At 51.7% G+C, this 19,269-nt stretch carries 15 protein-coding genes; 5 read left to right on the top strand and 10 right to left on the bottom strand.

From position 1 onward, the window contains the following. Positions 1 to 67 precede the first annotated feature (67 nt). Both xerC and HMPREF2572_RS08415 read right to left on the bottom strand, forming a co-directional pair. Complete coding sequence (gene xerC / locus HMPREF2572_RS08420) at positions 68 to 967, bottom strand: tyrosine recombinase XerC (protein WP_070497687.1); 900 nt, start codon at positions 965 to 967, stop codon at positions 68 to 70. A 2-nt stretch (positions 968 to 969) separates the two neighbouring features. Further along, complete coding sequence (locus HMPREF2572_RS08415) at positions 970 to 1,398, bottom strand: acyl-CoA thioesterase (protein WP_070497684.1); 429 nt, start codon at positions 1,396 to 1,398, stop codon at positions 970 to 972. A 211-nt stretch (positions 1,399 to 1,609) separates the two neighbouring features. On the opposite strand from HMPREF2572_RS08415, the gene fba reads away from it, so the two are divergent. Next, positions 1,610 to 2,674: a class II fructose-bisphosphate aldolase gene (fba, locus tag HMPREF2572_RS08405; protein WP_003761919.1), complete on the top strand. Its 1,065-nt coding sequence runs from the start codon at positions 1,610 to 1,612 to the stop codon at positions 2,672 to 2,674. Between the two features lie 449 nt (positions 2,675 to 3,123). Here the strand turns inward: fba and HMPREF2572_RS08400 are convergent, their stop codons facing one another. The 6 genes from HMPREF2572_RS08400 to HMPREF2572_RS08370 all read right to left on the bottom strand — a co-directional run bounded on the left by HMPREF2572_RS08400 (position 3,124) and on the right by HMPREF2572_RS08370 (position 10,700). Further along, positions 3,124 to 3,780, bottom strand: coding sequence for a hypothetical protein (locus tag HMPREF2572_RS08400; protein WP_070497680.1), 657 nt, complete (start codon positions 3,778 to 3,780; stop codon positions 3,124 to 3,126). A gap of 358 nt (positions 3,781 to 4,138) precedes the next feature. Beyond that, complete coding sequence (locus tag HMPREF2572_RS08395; RefSeq protein WP_070497678.1) at positions 4,139 to 5,155, bottom strand: lysozyme inhibitor LprI family protein; 1,017 nt, start codon at positions 5,153 to 5,155, stop codon at positions 4,139 to 4,141. Positions 5,156 to 5,284: 129 nt separating this feature from the next. Then, positions 5,285 to 6,505 (bottom strand): sodium/glutamate symporter, encoded by a 1,221-nt coding sequence (gltS, locus tag HMPREF2572_RS08390; protein WP_070497676.1) that lies wholly within the window; start codon positions 6,503 to 6,505, stop codon positions 5,285 to 5,287. Between the two features lie 341 nt (positions 6,506 to 6,846). Next, positions 6,847 to 8,253: a porin family protein gene (locus HMPREF2572_RS08385; RefSeq protein ID WP_070497674.1), complete on the bottom strand. Its 1,407-nt coding sequence runs from the start codon at positions 8,251 to 8,253 to the stop codon at positions 6,847 to 6,849. 108 nt (positions 8,254 to 8,361) lie between these two features. Further along, positions 8,362 to 9,297 (bottom strand): transferrin-binding protein-like solute binding protein, encoded by a 936-nt coding sequence (locus HMPREF2572_RS15075; protein WP_148132311.1) that lies wholly within the window; start codon positions 9,295 to 9,297, stop codon positions 8,362 to 8,364. Positions 9,298 to 9,929: 632 nt separating this feature from the next. Then, a complete protein-coding gene (locus tag HMPREF2572_RS08370) occupies positions 9,930 to 10,700 on the bottom strand; it encodes a ParA family protein (protein ID WP_003741993.1) in 771 nt (256 codons plus the stop codon). 396 nt (positions 10,701 to 11,096) lie between these two features. On the opposite strand from HMPREF2572_RS08370, the gene HMPREF2572_RS15255 reads away from it, so the two are divergent. The 3 genes from HMPREF2572_RS15255 to pdxA all read left to right on the top strand — a co-directional run bounded on the left by HMPREF2572_RS15255 (position 11,097) and on the right by pdxA (position 14,449). Further along, entirely contained in the window at positions 11,097 to 11,357 is a 261-nt protein-coding gene (locus HMPREF2572_RS15255) for a hypothetical protein (RefSeq protein WP_070497734.1), read from the top strand. 169 nt (positions 11,358 to 11,526) lie between these two features. After that, positions 11,527 to 13,353 (top strand): J domain-containing protein, encoded by a 1,827-nt coding sequence (locus HMPREF2572_RS08360; protein ID WP_070497667.1) that lies wholly within the window; start codon positions 11,527 to 11,529, stop codon positions 13,351 to 13,353. Between the two features lie 97 nt (positions 13,354 to 13,450). Beyond that, positions 13,451 to 14,449: a 4-hydroxythreonine-4-phosphate dehydrogenase PdxA gene (gene pdxA, locus HMPREF2572_RS08355; RefSeq protein WP_070497664.1), complete on the top strand. Its 999-nt coding sequence runs from the start codon at positions 13,451 to 13,453 to the stop codon at positions 14,447 to 14,449. An 82-nt stretch (positions 14,450 to 14,531) separates the two neighbouring features. On the opposite strand, the gene HMPREF2572_RS08350 is transcribed toward pdxA, so the two are convergent. Both HMPREF2572_RS08350 and recC read right to left on the bottom strand, forming a co-directional pair. Then, positions 14,532 to 14,897, bottom strand: a complete 366-nt coding sequence (locus HMPREF2572_RS08350) for a hypothetical protein (protein ID WP_246827788.1) — start codon at positions 14,895 to 14,897, stop codon at positions 14,532 to 14,534. Between the two features lie 69 nt (positions 14,898 to 14,966). Next, positions 14,967 to 18,173, bottom strand: coding sequence for an exodeoxyribonuclease V subunit gamma (gene recC / locus HMPREF2572_RS08345; RefSeq protein ID WP_070497732.1), 3,207 nt, complete (start codon positions 18,171 to 18,173; stop codon positions 14,967 to 14,969). Between the two features lie 113 nt (positions 18,174 to 18,286). Here recC and hslO point away from each other — a divergent pair, with 113 nt between their 5' ends. Then, positions 18,287 to 19,192, top strand: a complete 906-nt coding sequence (gene hslO, locus HMPREF2572_RS08340; RefSeq protein WP_070497659.1) for an Hsp33 family molecular chaperone HslO — start codon at positions 18,287 to 18,289, stop codon at positions 19,190 to 19,192. Positions 19,193 to 19,269: the final 77 nt, after the last annotated feature.

Raw genomic sequence — 19,269 nt, 5'->3', positions numbered from 1 at the left:
CCGTACTGGTTTAAAGTTAATCCACTATACTAAGCCTTAGAGATTGAAACCGCTCAAGCCGCCCTCTTCACTTCTTGCGTTTCGCCCGCGGATGCCCCTCGTCGTAAACCTTTGCCAGATGGTCGAAATCCAGCTTGGTGTAAATCTGCGTGGTCGAGAGGTTGCTGTGTCCCAGCAGCTCTTGCACGGCGCGGATGTCGCGCGAGGATTGTAAAAGGTGGCTGGCGTAGCTGTGGCGCATCATGTGCGGGGAAATGTGTTGTCCGCTGCCCTGCTGCACCGCCCATGCCTGAAGGCGTTTTTGGATTTGCCGCTGCCCGAGCCGCGTGCCGTTTTTGCCGGTAAAGAGCGCTGTTTCGCCGCTTGCCGCGACGCGTTCGGACAAATAGGCGCGCAAGCTTTCGACGCTTTTGCCCGACAGCGGGACTTGCCGCTCTTTCCTGCCTTTACCGGTTACGCTTACCCAGCCTTCGTCCAGCAACACATCGCCCAAATCCAATCCGTGTATCTCGCTCAGGCGCAGGCCGCTGCCATACATCAGTTCAAACAAGGCATGATCGCGCACTGCCAAACCGTCGTCGGCGGGCGAGCTGTCGAGCATATGGTTCAACTCTTCCTGCGGCAAGGCTTTGGGCAGGCGTTCGGGCAGGCGCGGGGCTTTCAGGTTGAAGGTCGGGTCGTTGTCCATCATGCCCGACTGCACGAGCCAGCCGCAATATTGCCGCCACGCCGATAATTTGCGCGCCAGCGTCCGTTCGCTCAAGCCTTGTTGCGACAGCCGTTTCAACGCCGCCACGAAATCGCGCCGCGTCAAATCCTGCGCCGTTTCAGACGACCCTTCCGTCAAAAGCCGCACGAGTTCGGTCAAATCGCGCCCGTAGGCAGACAGCGTGTGCGCCGACTTGCCCTGCTGCCCCAGCATTTTCAAATAGCCGTCCAAAGACAGTCCGAAATCGCGCGCCAACATTTTCAGACGACCTCCAACACGGTTTTTAAAGCCTCCGGCAATCGGCAAACCTTTTGGCGCGCATAATCGAAACATACCATGCCCGTGCGCGCCCGCGCCAGCACCTTGCCGTCCGCAATGCGCGTCAGGCGGAACAACAGCGCAAACCCGCCTTTGCCGATGTCCTCGACGCCCATTTCCGCCGACAATTCATCACCGTAAAAGCCTTGTGCCAAATAATGCACCGCCGCGTCCGCCATAATCAGCCCCGCGCCACCCGCGTCCGTTTCGCTCCAACCCAAACCTGCCAGCCAGCGCATCCGCACTTCGTGGCACAAACGCAAAACGGCATCGTTCGCCAGATGGCCGCCGTAATTCACATCGCCCACCTGCACGCACAAGGTCGTCTGAAACAACACCGCATCCACATCCGCCACTGCCAACTTAGCCATCACACACCTCCCGCCGCCGTTTCAGACGACCCCAAAAACAAACCGTTATTATAAACCATGTCAGACAAATACCGACCGCACCGTTTGCCCGCCGCAGCCGCCCAAAATCTCATTAATATATAAAACTGATGTAGCCCTATGTAGTTTTTTAATAAGAAAAACATTATAATTTCCCACATCACCATCCCGCTACCTCACCAAGGAGATTTAAATGGCACTCGTATCCATGCGTCAACTGCTTGACCATGCCGCCGAAAACAGCTACGGCCTGCCCGCATTCAACGTCAACAACCTCGAACAAATGCGCGCCATCATGGAAGCCGCAGACCAAGTCAACGCTCCCGTTATCGTTCAAGCATCCGCCGGCGCGCGCAAATATGCAGGCGCGCCGTTTTTACGCCACCTGATTCTGGCAGCCGTTGAAGAATTCCCGCACATCCCCGTCGTCATGCACCAAGACCACGGCGCATCGCCCGACGTGTGCCAACGCTCCATCCAACTGGGCTTCTCCTCCGTCATGATGGACGGCTCGCTGCTCGAAGACGGCAAAACCCCGTCCACCTACGAATACAACGTCAACGCCACCCGTACCGTCGTTAACTTCTCCCACGCCTGCGGCGTGTCCGTCGAAGGCGAAATCGGCGTATTGGGCAACCTCGAAACCGGCGAAGCCGGCGAAGAAGACGGCGTAGGCGCGGCAGGCAAACTCTCCCACGACCAAATGCTCACCAGCGTCGAAGATGCCGTGCGCTTCGTCAAAGACACCGGCGTGGACGCGCTCGCCATCGCCGTCGGCACCAGCCACGGCGCCTACAAATTCACCCGTCCGCCCACCGGCGACGTATTGCGCATCGACCGCATCAAAGAAATCCACCAAGCCCTGCCCAACACCCACATCGTCATGCACGGCTCCAGCTCCGTTCCGCAAGAATGGCTGAAAGTCATCAACGAATACGGCGGCAAAATCGGCGAAACCTACGGCGTACCCGTAGAAGAAATCGTCGAAGGCATCAAACACGGCGTGCGCAAAGTCAATATCGACACCGACCTGCGCCTCGCCTCCACCGGCGCCATCCGCCGCTTCATGGCAGAAAACCCGTCCGAATTCGACCCGCGCAAATACCTGAGCAAAACCGTCGAAGCCATGAAACAAATCTGTCTCGACCGCTACCTCGCATTCGGCTGCGAAGGTCAGGCAGGCAAAATCAAACCCGTTTCCCTTGAAAAAATGGCAAACCGCTACGCCAAAGGCGAGCTGAACCAAATCATCAAATAAACAACGGGACAAACAAACGGGCGGCCATCCAAGCCGCCCGTTTTGTTTTGAAGGGTATGGGTTAAGTTCAAACCCGTACGGCACTGCACTGCCCGCTCTGATTTAAATTTAATACGCCGGCTTTCCAAACCAGACAAAAGGTCGTTTGAAAACGGCTTCAGGTTGAACACAACCTGCGGCGTTTGTTTTCAGACAGAGACCTTTGCAAAAATAGCCTGTTAACGAAATTTGACGCATAAAAATGCGCCAAAAAATTTCAATTGACTAAAACCTTCCTAATATTGAGCAAAAAGTAGGAAAAATCAGAAAAGTTTTGCATTTTGAAAATGAGATTGAGCATAAAATTTTAGTAACCTATGTTATTGAAAAGGTCTCAGACAACCTTGTTTGTCGAAGAGGCGAACTTTTCCTATTCCCTGACTAGCGTGGGATTTGATGACGGGCGGCGATTATTCGTCGCTGCATTGCTTCAAATTAAATTGTGCGGCGGCAGCTTCGCGCTTGTATGCTTCTTCGTTGAGGTAGCTCGGACGGTAATCCTTCAGCCATTCATCCATCGGGGCAAGCGCCTTGCGGCATGCTGCTTTGTCTCCGGCATTTTTATAGCTGACGGACAAATCGTTCAGCGTCCGCATCCAGTCGGTCAGATAGAGGAACTTGTCGCATTCGTTGAGATAACGTTGTTTGATAGCGGCAGCTTCGCGATAGCGTTTGCCCTGATAGGTCGTCTGAAAACGTTTTTCCATTGCCGCCGTGCCTTTTGCGGAACAGGCGGCAGGCAATTTTTCATAGGTCGCCTCGAAAGATGCATTATGTCCGCAGTATTCTTGGCAGGCTTCGCGGGCAGAATCCGGAATAGTCAGCTTCACGCTGTTGTCGGCAAAGGAGAAATGTACGATGCAGCCATCACGGTCTTTGCTGACACGGTTTTTAATCGTGCCTCCATACTCGCATACATTGCCGTTTCGACTGATGGTTTCGACAGAAAACTGCTTGCCGTTGAGTGTCAATGAGCCGCTGCTGAGACGGTCTTCCGCCAGAACATAATCTTGTGCGGCAGCGTGCAGGGAAAAGCTTGTCAGCAGGAGAAATGCGAGGGTTTTCATCAATGTGCTTTCTTATGATTTACGGAGAAAATGAGGAAAAATGCGATTGGCTCGGTGCTTCATCTGATGCTTTTATAGTGGATTAACAAAAATCAGGACAAGACGATGAAGCCGCAGATAGTACAGATAGTACGGAACCGATTCACTTGGTGCTTTAAGCACCTTAGAGAATCGTTCTCTTTGAGCTAAGGCGAGGCAACGCCGTACTGGTTTAAAGTTAATCCACTATATTATGCAACGAGCAATGTGGATTATATAGCAATAAAAAGGTCGTCTGAAACGCCAAACAGTATTTCAGACGACCTTTTTAATAACGGATAACGGCGGCTCAACACCAGCCGTCCGTCGGCTTTGCAGCTTAGTTGATCGAGTAGCCGCGCAGGTATTGGGTACGCTCGCGCGTCATGCGGGTATCGCATTGGAGCTTGAGGTATTCGTTTTGCGCGGGACTGTCCGCCCTAGCCGCTGCCTGTTGGCAGTTTTGGTTTTTGGTTTGAATCCAAGCGCGTTGTTCTGCCAGCATTTCTTGTTGGACAGTGCGCTCCATACCGTCCCATACGCCTTTGATTTCTGACTCAGCCTGATGGTTTTGCGAGCGGGCATTGTCCAAATCGCTTTGAGAGAACGACGGCTGTTCCGGCTTCTCTTCGTTGTCAGGACGCAGGATTTCGGTTTCAAGGCCGGCGGCAGGCGGTACGCCCGAAGCTTGGCTCGCCGCATTGTTTTCCAAAATATCCTCCGCTTTGGCAACAGGCGGCTCTTCAACGGCTTTGCTTTGCAGGATTTTGATCGCCTCTTCTTTGCTGACCGCCTTGCCGTCTATCATTACGATGCTTTTCACGCCGTAAGGCAACAGCAAGGAAGACAGCGTTTGCGCGGTCATGTTGACGGTATTGTCTTCCAAGGAAACCGTACCGACTTTCGGATCGGGCGTATAGCGGACGCGGGCTGAGAAAGTATTGTTTTCAAAGCTCAGGTTGCTGCCCATGATTTTCTGCTGAAGCATTTCGGTCAAGCCGATATTGCTGTAAATCAGCGGACTGTTGGCATCGGCGGTGCGCAATACTTCGGCAGGGATTTGGATTTTCAAATCGGCGCTACACAGGGATTTGTTGTCTTCCGTGGTTTCTTGCGGATTGTCCAAGACGATATTCAACTCGGAACCGGCGGCAATGATTTTATCGGCATCGACAAATTGGCGGCTGTCGGCACGGACAAAGGCACGCGCCTCGCGCTTGATGGTTTCTTGGATTTGGTTGCGGATACTTTGAATGGCGGCGGGATTGCCACACTCCAAAGCCTGCTTGGGTTCTTCTTTGCCGCACGCCGCCAACATCAGGGCGATAAGCGGTAAAGCCAGCAGTTTCTTGTGCATAAATAATACTCCTTGATACGGCTCGGAAACCGAATCGTTTTGTCGTTCAGACGACCATCATAACAAAAGCACTTGCAACAAGTAAATAATGTTGCAAGTGCTTTTTCAACGAACGGTGATAACGCTTACTTATCTGTGGATATAGTTTACGAAACCAGAGAGAATCAACGCGTTAATCAAGTCCACAAAGAACGCGCCGACCATAGGCACAATCAAGAACGCTTTGTGCGAAGGACCAAAGGTTTGCGTGATGGACTGCATATTGGCAACGGCGGTCGGCGTTGCGCCCAAGCCGAAACCACAATGACCTGCCGCCAAAACTGCCGCATCGTAGTCGCGTCCCATAAAGACGTAGGTTACAAATGTCGCATACAGAATCATGACGACGGTTTGTACGGCGAGGATGACGGTTACAGGACCTGCCAGACCGGTCAATTCCCACAGTTTCAGGTTCAACAGAGCCATAGCAAGGAAAAGCGACAGGGAAGCATTACCAAATACGTCAATCGCGCGGTCGAACATATTGACTTTAAATGCAGAAGTCAAAATGTTACGAATAACGACACCGGCAAACAGACTCCATACAAATTTCGGCAAGTCATACAGATATTCTTTATCGTAGCCGTCCACAATTTCGGCAAATGCCAAACACGCTGCAAACATAGCAAGCGTTTCGACGGCGGATTCGGCAGTAATCAGACGTGTGCGCTTTGCTTGCTCGAATACATCATCAGTCTGCTCATCGGTATTTTCTACGCTTGAGCTTTGTTCAATAGGCTTGCGACCCATTCTATTAATCAGAAGACGTGCGACCGGACCGCCAATCAAGCCGCCGAACACCAGCCCGAAGGTAGCCGAAGCCATACCCAATCCGGTAGCACCGACCAAGCCGAATTTGTTTTCAAAGTCAGGACCCCATGCACCTGCCGTACCGTGTCCGCCGGTCAGCGTAATCGAACCGGTAATCAAGCCGATTAAAGGATCCAGTCCCAATAACGTTGCCAAGCCGACGCCGACAAAGTTTTGCACGACGATAAACGCACCGACAACAGCAGTGAAAATCACCAATGGCAGACCGCCCGCTTTCAAACGGGAGAAGTCCGCGCTCAAACCGATGGATGTAAAGAAAATCAGCATGAATGCGTCTTGCAGCGGTTTTTCAAATTTGAAGCTCACGTCGTAAGCCTGATGCAGTGCAAACAAGATAATCGCAGCAATCAAGCCGCCTGCCACAGGCTCGGGAATGTTGAAATCGCGCAGGAATTTGACCTTTTGGACCAAAAACTTACCAATCAACAAAACCAATGTGGCGGCAATCAACGTGTAGTAGCTGTTAAATTCCCATTCCATAATTGTTTTACCTCTCAAAAAATGTTTTTCTATTGTTCTTTTCGAGTATTTGCCCGATAAGATTCAAACGAATGGATATTAGGGTATGGGTTAAAAATTGTCAAAGAATAGCCTTTTGTTTTCGAATTTTTTACATATGGCATTTTTAAAATCATCAAAATATTTATAAGCATCATGCTATTACATAAGACTACTTTTTGTTTATTAATTAAATATTTTTAATCTGAATGATATTATTGTTGACAATTCTTTTCGTCAGAATATGGACTTGATAACTAAAAAAGGTCGTCTGAAAACTTGGAAATCAAGTTTTCAGACGACCCTTTTCGCAACCATCCCTTCTAAAAATGCTTGGAAACATCAAAAAATACGCGATGTTGGTTCTGACGATAATAAAAATGGTTGCTGTGGACATGCGTCCAAGCCCAGTTCAAGCGAGGAGTGAAACCTTTCCAAGACAACTTCTTATGTGATACCGCCAAATTGACATAAGTCTCTCTATCACTCCGTTTGATGTTAAAAATGTCTTCTGACTGATAGCGGCGATATTGCACTGTCCCATTGAACGAAGTCGAAAAATTACCTGTTTTACCCCATGCTTTTGTCCAGCCTGCTCGCAGGTTTTCATGTTGATAAGCGTCAGAACGGTCGCGAGCACTACTGTAACCCTTACCCGCTCCAAGAATAAAATACTCCCCGCCAGTCCGCCTGTATAACACTGATACTGACGCAACATGGTTTACCCCGTTCAGGAACTTCCGCTCTTTATACTTACGATAACCAGATTGCCATGCGCCGAACACCTGCCATTTGGGTGACAGCATATGCGAATAGCGTAGGACGCCGCCCGCAGTATCGGAATACGGTTCGGTACCATACCAACGTTTTTCATAAAACGGCGACAACGAAATTTCTTGCTCATGATTGCGCCATCCTGCGCCCGTTTCAGCACGGATAGTCAGATCGTCGTAAGCGTGCGCATCCCAATAAAACTTACCGCCAGCAGAAAGGTTCTTTTTCCAAACCCAATGCCCTTTAATCGGAGTATTTTTCTGTGCGGACACATCATAAATCACACCATGTGCCTTGCGTGGAGGTTCAAATTCGAGACCACCGTAAGTCCTTTCCTTTGGTGCATTGGATACATTGCTTTCTCGAACATAGGAAAGATTGCCATCAAAGTTCCAAGCCCTGTCTTTTTTTAAGTATTTGTCAAACTGACTTAAATACTCTTTCATCGATTCAGGCAGATCGGGGGTATCGCGGACTTCCTGCAACTCTTTTGCCGCTTCACGCGCTTTGCCGTCCTGCGAGAGGGTCAGTGCCAGCTGCAGGCGTACAGGAGCGTAATCGGGATGTTCTTTGATGATGTTGTAGAAACCCTGTTCTGCCGCCTTGTAGTCACCATCTGCACGATGGAGAATTGCATCGGCATAGGATGCCATGGTTTCGTCGTATCCTTCCAGACGGCGGTAGAGTGGCAATAAGAAACGGACATTATTGATGTTTTGTCGTTCCAAAGCAGTATCCATTGCATCAGTCAGCATTTCGGGATATTGAAGCAAATCTTCGGATGACATCGAAACCTGTTTCTGTTCAGACTCTTCAGTATCTTCTACTCTCTGGCTCTCGGCCTGACGGATTTGATTGCGGTTGAGATCAGGCAGAATTTCATCTCGTGGGGAGGGAGCGGCCGCGGCATAGCAAGCCACCGCATATAAAACTAAAGTCAAAGTCGGATAACGCATGATGTCCCTCTTGATTCAAATCATCTGAAAAATAAAAGAGTCTTTTTTCAGACGACCTCTAATAAAACAAACCGTCCGGCTGTCTGCCGGACGGTTAGAAACGGCTAATTATTGTTTTTTCGCGCCAAATGCACCTTGGTAAGAACTGTTGCGATGCTCGGCACTGAACACACCACCCAATTCTGCAGCCTTAGGTCCAAAGAAATTGCCCTTCATCGTAACACCATCTTGGTCACCACTGAAAGACGCACCGACGATCTTACCTGACAGAGGAATTTCGTACGCAGTGTCAATATAACCTTTGATGGTCTTCGCACCAAAATCCACATTAAATTTAGATTGTGAAGAAAGCAAAACTCCTGCCGTACCCACCACGGCATCACCGATATAGGTTGCCTTACCTGATGTTGGCATTGCATCTGCTCCATTCAACGGCGTAATGTTACCGATTGCGAAAGTATCATGGTAATGCGTTGGTCGATAATTCGCATCGACAACACCCATGCCTTGCCCACCAAATCGGACATGACTGTATTTACGACCACTCAAAAGAGTTTGTCGGGTAGATATATTGCCTTCAGCTGCAGCTATCTCTTCCTTGAAGCGAAATGCTTCATTGGCTTTGGACAGATCAATGGTACGACCGTCAACCGTTACGCTGGTATTCATATTGCCACTGGGCGCAGTATATTTGGCTGTATTATGAGAAAAGTTTTTACTTACCATTGCATTGCCACTAACAGATGCGCTTGGAGTAGCAGGTTTGGCAGGAGTGGTTGGTTTAGAAGGTGTTGCCGGTGTAGCGGGTGTTGCTGGTTTAGAAGGCGCTGCCGGTGTAGCAGGTGTTGCTGGTTTGGAAGGTGCTGCCGGTGTAGCGGGTGTTGCTGGAGTAGCAGGCGTAGAAGGTGCTGCCGGTGTAGCGGGTTTGGCAGGCGTAGAGGTTGAGGGATTAGCTTGTGGGCCACTGCCACCGCCACTGCTGCACGCTGTTACCGCGAATAAAGCAGCACAAACCAATGCTGTTGTTTTCATAGTTTTATTCATAAATTTGTATCCTTAACCTTGAAGATTTAATAATTAATGTAAGTTAATGACTTTTATAGTCGAAAAAATTTTACAACAAATAAATAACCAGACAAATAAACAAATCTAGGATATTTTACTATTCTGTTGACTATACAATGATTTTTTATCACTATCGCATAAAAATCAATACTTTACATACCATTGTATTTTTAAATTGATTTTTTCACTGTCGCACTGAAGATACATTTTTTTGAACAATCAGCCATTACATTTTCAAAAAAGGTAAAATTAATCACGAGCCATTTAACAAATTTATTAAAACCTACAAATAAAACAATTAAAAACCTACCCCTTTCTCCGAAATGAGAAACTTGACAACCAATAAAATATAACTAAAGAAATTTTTATAATTTCAAGACCGACGGTGTGATGAGATCATACGAAACTGATAAACGAGGAAATTTTGTGGCAACCTCACTATCCAGCTGCTTATATCCCCGCTTACATCGCAATGGCTACCTACTGCCTTTTGACTCATTGCTTACTGTCTGCTAAAAGAGACCCTTCAATACAAAAAGGTCGTCTGAAAACTTGGAAATTAAGTTTTCAGACGACCTTTCAATCTTTCAGACTTTATCTTTCAGGCTCAATCAACCTTTAGTACGCTCCAACAATTCTTCCGCCAAGGCGAGGTAGGCTTTGGTGCCTTTGGCGTTGGCGTCGTAGGCGAGTGCGGGCATGCCGTGACTGGGGGCTTCGGCGAGGCGGACGTTGCGGGGGATGACGGTTTGGAACATCAGGTTGCCGAAATGTTGGAAAAGCTGTTCGCTGACTTCGACGACGAGGCGGCTGCGGCTGTCGTAGAGGGTGCGGACGATACCGGTGATGTCGAGGCGCGGGTTGATTGCCTGACGGATTTTGCGCACGGTGGCAATGAGGTCGGAGATGCCTTCGAGGGCATAGTATTCGCACAACATAGGGACGATGACGCCGTTGGCGGCGACGAGTCCGTTGAGCGTGAGCAGGGTCAGCGAAGGGGGGCAGTCGATGAGGACGAAGTCGTAGTCGTTTTCGACGGTTTGCAGGGCGTTTTTGAGGCGGATTTCGCGGGCGATTTCTTGCACCAGCTCGATTTCGGCACCGGCAAGCGCGCGGTTGGCGCCGAGTACGTCGTAGCTGCCGTCCCCGCTGCGGACAACGGCGGTTTTGATGTCGGTATCGCCCAAGACGACTTGGTACACGCCTTCTTCGAGGCGGGCTTTGTCTATGCCGCTGCCTGTGGTGGCGTTGCCTTGCGGATCGAGGTCGATGACGAGGACGCGTTTGCCTTTGGAGGCGAGCGATGCCGCGAGGTTGACGGTGGTGGTGGTTTTGCCGACACCGCCTTTTTGGTTGGCAACGGCGAGGATTTGTGCGCTCATGTTTTTGCTGCTGTCGGATGGATTAATGGCGGAATTTTAACGTTTTTTGCTTGAAATGGGTATAAGGTCGTCTGAAAAGGAGCTTCGGTGGGGAGAGGCATCTTTGTCGCATTTCTGTCTGCGTTTCGGTAAATTTTCTTTAAATCCAGACAAAGCAAGGTAATGCCTGCTGATTCAATATGGGTTTTCTATACAATATGCCGTTTTTTTTACTGTCGTAGAGATAGATATACCATGAAAAAATCTTTCTTTGCCCTGATGCTTGCCGCTGTTTTGCCTGCTGCCAATGCGGCTTCGGTTACCGAATTGGAAGCACGAATTGCGGATTTAACAGCAGAACAAACAGTAGAACATGCTTGGGTAGAAGTGAATCTGGCACGGTTAGAGGCGGGGCAGATGCATTTAATTGACGAACAGAATCGGAAGATCGAGGCTTTGGAAGCCCGTATCAGTAAATTGGAAAAACGCCTTGCCAAGTCAAACTCGTACAACCCGAATCGGGTTTATGTGTGCAGCGTCAAGCCGTTCCAGAAGTTGTTTGAGGCTTCGGGGAAAAACGAATGGGAGGCGCGCCGCGCCGTCCGCACCGCCTGCAATGCGGAAACTTCGGCGATGTTCTGCGAAGATTCTGCCATCCTCTGCGAAAAATATGATTAACGGGGCTTGAACACAAAGGTCGTCTGAAACGGAATTGGGTTTCAGACGACCTTTTTAACGGTATAGTGACTTTATGCTGCCGATGGCGGTATCGTTTTCTTTGAATTTGAACCAAGCGAGGCTGTATACTTTGCGACTTGTCGCTGTTGATACCACAACAAGGAAATCTATGGATTGCTGGGAAATTCTGCAAATTGCGCCTACCGGTGACGAACGTGCCATCAGGCGCGCTTATGCGAAGCTGTTGAAATCGACACGTCCGGACGATGATGCGGAGGGATATCAGCGGCTGCGCGAGGCATTTGATGAGGCTTTGTCGCGTGCGCCCTACATCGACGAGGAAGAGGACGCAGACGATTGGTCTTGGGATAATGCCGGTAACGATGAGGCAGATGTTTCAGACGACCCTGATGAAGCACAGACTGAATATGTCGATAGCGCGGCGGCAGAACCCGAGTGGACGGAAACGGGCGGCTTTAATGATTCTGCGGCAGAATATGAATCGACCCAATCCTATCCATATAATGAATGGAAAGACGCAGAAACAGACCGTATTGAAGAAACTGATGTTTCAGACGACCCCTACGGATATAGCGGCGCAACTGCCGAGGTGTATTCATACCATGGATGCGATGGCGTAGATGCGGATTATATTTTGGCGGAAATCGGACGCATTCAAGATGAAGGGAAAAGTGAGGCGTTGGAACGCTCCTGGCCCGACATCCGCGCTTTATTGGACCGGCTGCCTTTGGGCGAATCGGAATATATTGCTTGGGATTTTTTGGATTTTCTGCGCGATCGGTATATTTCGAATATCATCGTATGGGCGCAATGGGCGTCTTATTTCCGCTGGCACGAGAGCCGCGAAGTTCTCCACCGTATGAGCACGGACGAGCTGGAGTGGGTTTATGACTGCATCAATGCAGCAGAAGTTTTATCTGACAACACCAATGGCAAATTCCCGCTCTTGCACAGCTTGAACCGTCTGACTGAGCAAGGGCGCGATATGCGGGCAACGGTGAATGCGTTTTTCCTGAATACGGCTTTACAGGAAGAAATATCGCCATCCGTACGCACGGCGCTGATGAGGCGCAAGACGAAACTGACGTCTGTTTTACAGAAAGCGCAATCATGGCGGCAGATGCGGATTGTGCTGCCGATTGTGGCGATATTCGTCGCCATGTTTACAGCGGCAGCCGATGACGCTTTATCCGCCTATATCGAGGCGTATTATTCGTTGGCCCTCGTCTCCTCCCTCACGCTGGCGCTCTTGTGTTTCTTGGTCAATGTCTGCCGAAGCATATTTTTTACATGGCTGCCGTCTCTATACAAACTCTTCACGGCGACTTTTGTGTTTAAAAAAGCGGCGATTGTACGCGCTTTCGTATTGCCTGTCGTGATGACCGCCGTGTGCCTGACCCCGACCGGTTCGGTAATGTTCTTCCTACTGACCGTACTCGCATGGATATATTCATGGTGTACCTTTTTCTCCTACATCAAAAGCGAACGGAGTGTTGTCGGCGGTCTGACGGTCAATCTGTCCTTGATGTCCATGTTTCCGATAATCAATGTGCTAAACAAACATTTGGAGCAAACGGCGGGCAACTCGGTATTGCTTATCCTGACGGCTTTGATGATATTGTTGTGGTTCAACGCCAATCTGTATCTACGGTCGTTCCATCCCCATCTGTCAAAAAAACAGGCGCAATTTCTGCTGGCACCTTGTTCGCCCAACGCATCCTTTCCTGTCAGGGCGGTCGCTTCATTCGCCTCCGCACTGGTTTGGATGCTGACGCTGCCGCAGCGGTGTGCCGACTATGCCGAACGGGATGATATTTGGACGCCTTTGGGTTTCGGCGTACTGGCATGTATGCTGACGCTTATCCTGCCGCTTGGCGGAAATCGGATGCTGTGGTTTTACCCGACCGCATTCGTACTCGGCTGGCTGGTGCTTGTTTTGAAACAAAATGCCTGCCGCAGCCTGATGCGTGCATAAGCAAAAGGTCGTCTGAAAAATTTTCAGACGACCTCAAACATACCGTACAACGCTGTTTTCATTTTCCCGCAACAGATTCATTCCATAAGGAATCCGCATGACTTTACCTGTTTTAGCCGTGACTTCGGGCGAACCTGCCGGCATCGGCCCCGATATCTGCTTGGATTTGGCGTTTGCCGATTTGCCGTGCCGCTGCATCGTGTTGGGCGACAAAAATCTGCTGCAAAGCCGTGCCGAACAATTAGGCAAAACCATCACCCTGCAAGATTTCGACCCGCAGGGCGGCAAGCCCGAACGCGGCATATTGGAAGTGTTGCACATTCCTTTAGCCGCGCCCTGCCAAGCGGGCAAACTCAATCCCGCCAATGCCGCCTACGTCCTCAAACTGTTGGACACTGCCTATCAAGGCATTTCAGACGACCTCTTCGACGGCATGGTTACTGCGCCGCTGCACAAAGGCGTCATCAACGACGGACACGCCAGCGATCATTTCTTCAGCGGCCACACCGAGTACCTCGCCGAAAAAAGCCAAACCGAACAAGTCGTCATGATGCTCGCAGGTGGCGGATTACGGGTGGCGCTCGTCACTACCCACCTTCCGCTCAAAGATATCGCCGCCGCCATTACCCGCCCGCTGGTCGAATCCGTGACCCGCATCCTTCACGCCGACCTGCGCGACAAATTCGGCATCGCCCGCCCCCGCATCCTAGTGACCGGACTGAATCCGCACGCAGGCGAAAACGGCCATCTCGGCCATGAAGAAATCGACGTCATCATCCCCGCGCTCAAGCAGCTGCAAAGCGAAGGCATAGACGCACGCGGCCCCTATCCCGCCGATACGGTGTTCCAGCCCTTTTTACTCAAAGACGCCGATGCCGTTTTGGCGATGTATCACGACCAAGGGCTGCCCACGCTCAAATACGCGGGCTTCGGGCAAGGCGTCAACGTCACGCTCGGGCTGCCCTTTATCCGCACCTCGGTCGATCACGGTACCGCCCTCGACCTTGCCGGAACGGGCAAAGCAGACTCAGGCAGCCTCATGACCGCCGTTGCCACCGCATTGGAAATGGCGCGCCATATCAACCTGCGTTCCTGAAATCGGATTTCGTTTATCACATAAGTTCTTGAAGCCCAAGGTCGTCTGAAAACCAGCAACGCCAGCCGAAACGATATGCGGTTTACCTGACAAACGAATCCACAAACTCGGCGCAGTCCTCGCTGCTGCACCTTGTTTTTAAAGTCTTCAAGTGCGCAAACAACTGCTGTTTCTCGCTGTCGCTCAGCTTATGCCCTTTGTCATCACGGACTTGGTTGTACTTAGGCGTATTTTTGATATCGAAACCGCGGTTGATAAAGAAAACCGTTTCCTTGCCTGCCGCGTTGCGCACGGTCAGCATCATGCTGCCGCCGTCTGCCGCGATGGCGCATTTATCTTCAACAATGGCGGTGTAGTCGGTGTACATGGCTGATCTCGGTTTGGCTTGGCTGTACGCCGTTTGACTCAATAAAACGGCGACAGCGATCGCGATAAAATTCTTCAACATCATTTGCTCCTTTTGCATTTTCAGAGTGCGCAGCCTGCCTGTGGTACGGCCTCTTCCGATTTCCGGCTTCTATGCCGCATCCGACGATTCTTCCTTTACCGCGTCCAGCAGCGGTATCAGCAGCTCTTCCACCAATCTTTGAAATAAAGCTCCTTCTACCGGCTCGGTGTCTTCGTTGCCGAACACTAAGGCGACTTCGGTATAGTCTTTTTGACCTTTGCTGACTTTATTGCCGTGATAGCTTTCCCTGGCTTTGTTCAGGGCATCTTCCCAGCTCTGTTTTTTGCCGTAGGCTTCGGCGGCGGCGAGGCTGGTTTTGGCGAAGAAAGGCAGCGGGCGCGTTTGCCCGAGGTTGAAGAACGTCAGCCATTTTTGCAGCATTTGTTGTGCTTGGTTGCTGGGAATTTCGGGGTAAGGCGTTGTTTCTTCAGGCTGAACGATATGGGTTTGGCAGGTTTCGGTTTCAGACGACCCTACTGCGCAAAAGATTAAATGTTCGAGCAGGAGGGCGATGCGCTGCGGGGCATTGGGTTTGCGGTCGAGGTAGAACACTTGGCCGCATTGGTAAAGGTTGCCGAGGCTGCCTTGCAGGGTTTGCCCGTCGAACTGGATTTCGTAGACGAAGGGCGGCAGTTTGGGGCTTTGCAGCAATGCGCCGTCTATACGTTTGGCGGCGGCTTGGAAATTCTGCTGCCACAATTTACCCAGTTCACCGGCGGGCAACAGGCTTTCGGCGTCGAGGCGGACGGCGGTTTCTTGAAAGTCTTGGTTGTGGCGGCGGGCGTCGAGGTAGGCGGCGGCGATTTTGTCGGCGCGTTGCGGCTCGAAGGGTTCGGCGGATTCCCATGCTTCGTCGCGGTAGGGTTCGCGCCAGCCCAAGGTTTGTTGCAGCCATGCTTTGACGGGATTTTTCCAGAAGCGGATAAAGTCGTCCTGCCAGACGGTCGGTGCGGGGCTGTTTTCTTCGAGGGCTTCGCTGAAAAACGGACGCGCCTGTTCGCGCGGGCGATTGAGGGCTTCGGCGTAGTCCTGCCGCGTGCTGAAGAGGTCGTCTGAAATGTTGTCTGCAATGAAATAGCGGTGTGAGAACGGTTGCAGGGGGTGTTGCTCGACCCAGTGTTCCGCCAGCTCTTTGCTGCGCCGTCCGGTCATGGCGGCGATGGTGTCGATGAGTTCGCTGACGAGGGCGGACGGGGCGAGTTCGTCGTCGTTGCGGATGCTGCGGCCGACGTAGGAGAGATAAAGGATGTCGCGCGCACTGATGATGGCTTCGAGAAAGAGGTAGCGGTCGTCGTCGCGGCGGGCGCGGTCGCCTTTTAGCGGGTGTTTGGCAATCAGGTCGAACACGGCGGCTTTGGTGTTGCGCGGGAAATCGCCGTCGTTCAGCCCCAACAGGCAGATGACTTTAAACGGCAGGCTCCTCATCGGCACCATGCTGCAAAAGGTGATGCCGCCGCGCAGGAATCCTGCCTGACTTTCGCTGCCTAAGAAGCGGCGGATGTGGCGGATGACGGTGTGTTGCGGCAAGGTGCCGCGAAAGCCTGCCAACGCGGTTTCTTCCTGCCATTTTGCCAACGCCTGCTCGAACTGCTGCAAGGCGTATTGGTCGTCGGCGTCGGGCAGGAACAATGACTGCACCAAATCGCGGCAGCGTTCCGTCCATTCCTCCGCCGCTGCGGGTTTGCGCCACTCGGCGGCAAGGCGGGACAGTGTGCGGATAAAGGCGGCAAAGCGGCCGAACACATCGAGGCGGTTGACATCGCCGTGCCACGCACTGACGTTTTGCCAGAGCGGGCTGCCGTCGTCGGGCAGCATCCAGCCCAACACGATACGTTCCAACGCCTGCTGCCAGGTGAACAGATTGTCCGCCGCGCCGCGCATCGTTCCGTCCAAACCCCAATGCACGTTCAATTCGGCAATGGTGTCGTGCAGCAGCGGCAAATCGTCCGCCGTCAGCCCGAAACGGCGCAGCACCAAACCGCTTTCCAACAGCGGCAGCACTTTATCGACTTCAAACCGGCTTTCCAGCAAATCCAGCGTCTGCTCCAGCGCGTAAAGCAGCGGCTGGCGGCGGCTGAGTTTCACGTCCGACACCGAATACGGCAAAGCCTGCGCCCCGCCCTGCGCCTGCCCGAACACCGCTTCGATAAACGGGCTGTACGGCTCGATGTTCGGCGTCAAAACGGCAATATCGTGCGGCTGCCAGTCGGGATGTTCGTGCAGAATCCGCAACAGCTTGTCTTTCAAAATCTGCAATTCGCGCAGAGGGCTGTGTGCCGACACGATACGGACGGAGCCGTCGCCCAGCAAATCCGCGCGGCTGTTTTCAGACGGCATCCGCAGGTTTTGAATATCGTTTTGCAGGCAGTGCAGCAGCGTGTCGTCTGAAACTTCTTCAAACACAGGCTGCTCCTCCAAGCCGATTTCCGTCAGAAAATCAAAAAAATCACGTCCCTGCTTGCCCAGCGATGCCAACAGCGGATGCCCCGTCTGCGACAAATCCGCATCGTCGCCGCCCTTCAAAAGCTGAGCCGCCTCAATCACATTGCCCCAATACTGCCCGCTCGGATTGAGCGCGAACACAAACACATCGCAATGTTCCGAAATTTTCTGCAAAAGCTGCAAATACATCGGCGCCATCGTCGAAATGCCGAACACGAAAAACCGCTCGGGCAGGTGCGCCTTATCCAAAGACGACAGCAGCTTTTCCCACAACGCCACACGGTGCGGCGCGGATTGGTTGCCGTCGTCCAAATACCGCCAAAGCTGCGCCTGCCAGACCTCGTCCTCGCCCAGCCCTAGAAGTTTGCTTTCCTGCCAAGCATCAATCCACTGCGGTCGGTACACCAGATACTGGTCGAAAATATCCGCCAACTGCCCCGCCAACTGATAATCCGCCGATTCGCCGCTGCCCAAATAGCTTTGCAAGACAGAACGGACGTTTTCAAATTCAGAGGTCGTCTGAAAACGCTCGCTGCGGAACAAATCCAACAGCCGCCAGCGCATTACCTCCGGCGAAAACGGACTGAGCGCGGGAATATCGGAAATCAGCTTCTGCATCAACTGCCACGTTAAACCTGCCGGCAGGCTGAATTGCAAATTCGCCGCCACCCCCAGTTCGCGCGCCAGATACACGCTCAAATAACGCCGCATCCCCTGACTCTGCACCACAATCTGTTCCGCCGCCAAAGCAGACTCAAGCGGCCTGACCCTTTGGATTCCGGCAAACAGGGCAGCTAGCGATTCGAGGCGGTTGGATTGGTAGAGGTAGAACATGGCGATTAAAAGCAAAAGGTTAAGAACGCAAGACAGATTATAAAGTCCCTTGATTTCTCTGCAAGCGCAACCATATAGCCGTCAACCCATCATTCAGAAAAACAGAGGAATTTATGCCGCAAACCGACATCAACCACGCTGATATCCGCACACGTTTCATCTTTGACGATATGCCTGTACGCGGTCTGCACGTCCGTCTTGAAAATGTGTGGGAACACATCGTCGGACAAAAACACTACCCTGCCGCCATCCGCCGAGCTTTAGGCGAACTCCTCGCTGCGGGCGCGCTTCTGTCCAGCAACCTCAAAAATCAAGGCACGCTCATTGTCCAAGTACAGGGACAAGGTCGTCTGAAAATGCTTGTGGTCGAAGCCACATCCGACAACACCGTGCGCGCTACCGCCCGCTGGGATGAGTCCGCCGACATCCGTGATGACGAAAGCCTGACCGACCTTTTGGGCAGCAACAGCATTTTCGTACTCACACATCAACCCAAAGATGCCGAACCTTGGCAAGGCGTTGTCCCGCTTGAAGGCGACAATATCGCCCAAATGCTCATGAACTATATAAAACGTTCCGAGCAGCTTGATACCTATATTACCCTCGCAGCCTCTGATCATGTCAGCGGAGGATTACTGGTACAACGTCTGCCCGAAGAAGAACTCGACGCGGCATCATGGGAGCTTATCAGCACACTGACCCAAACGTTGACACCGGAAGAACTAACCACCCTAGACGCACAACACGTCCTCTATCGTCTCTACCACGAAACCCCTCCACGGGTTTTCGATCCCGAAAGCATCGAATTTGCCTGCACCTGCTCGCACGGCAAAGTCAGCGATATGCTGCTTATGCTAGGCGGAGAAGAAGTTGGCGGGATAGTTGCCGAACAAGGCAGCATTCAAATCGATTGCGACTTTTGCCACACCAAATACGTATTCGACGAAACGGACGTGAACGCGCTATTTGGCGGAGACGTAGTCGGCATAGTGCGCCAGCAAGGCAGTCGTTTCCAATAACGAGCCTTCTTACTGCGACACTAAGGCAGTATTGCAACCCGCTATCTTTTCAGACGACCTTTGCACATAGTTCTCTC

The sequence above is a fragment of the Neisseria sp. HMSC064E01 genome (assembly GCF_001808875.1).
In the GTDB taxonomy this organism is placed as follows: Bacteria; Pseudomonadota; Gammaproteobacteria; order Burkholderiales; family Neisseriaceae; genus Neisseria; species Neisseria sicca_A.
Note: the sequence above shows the minus strand (reverse complement) of the source record. Positions and strands in the feature narration are given on the sequence as shown.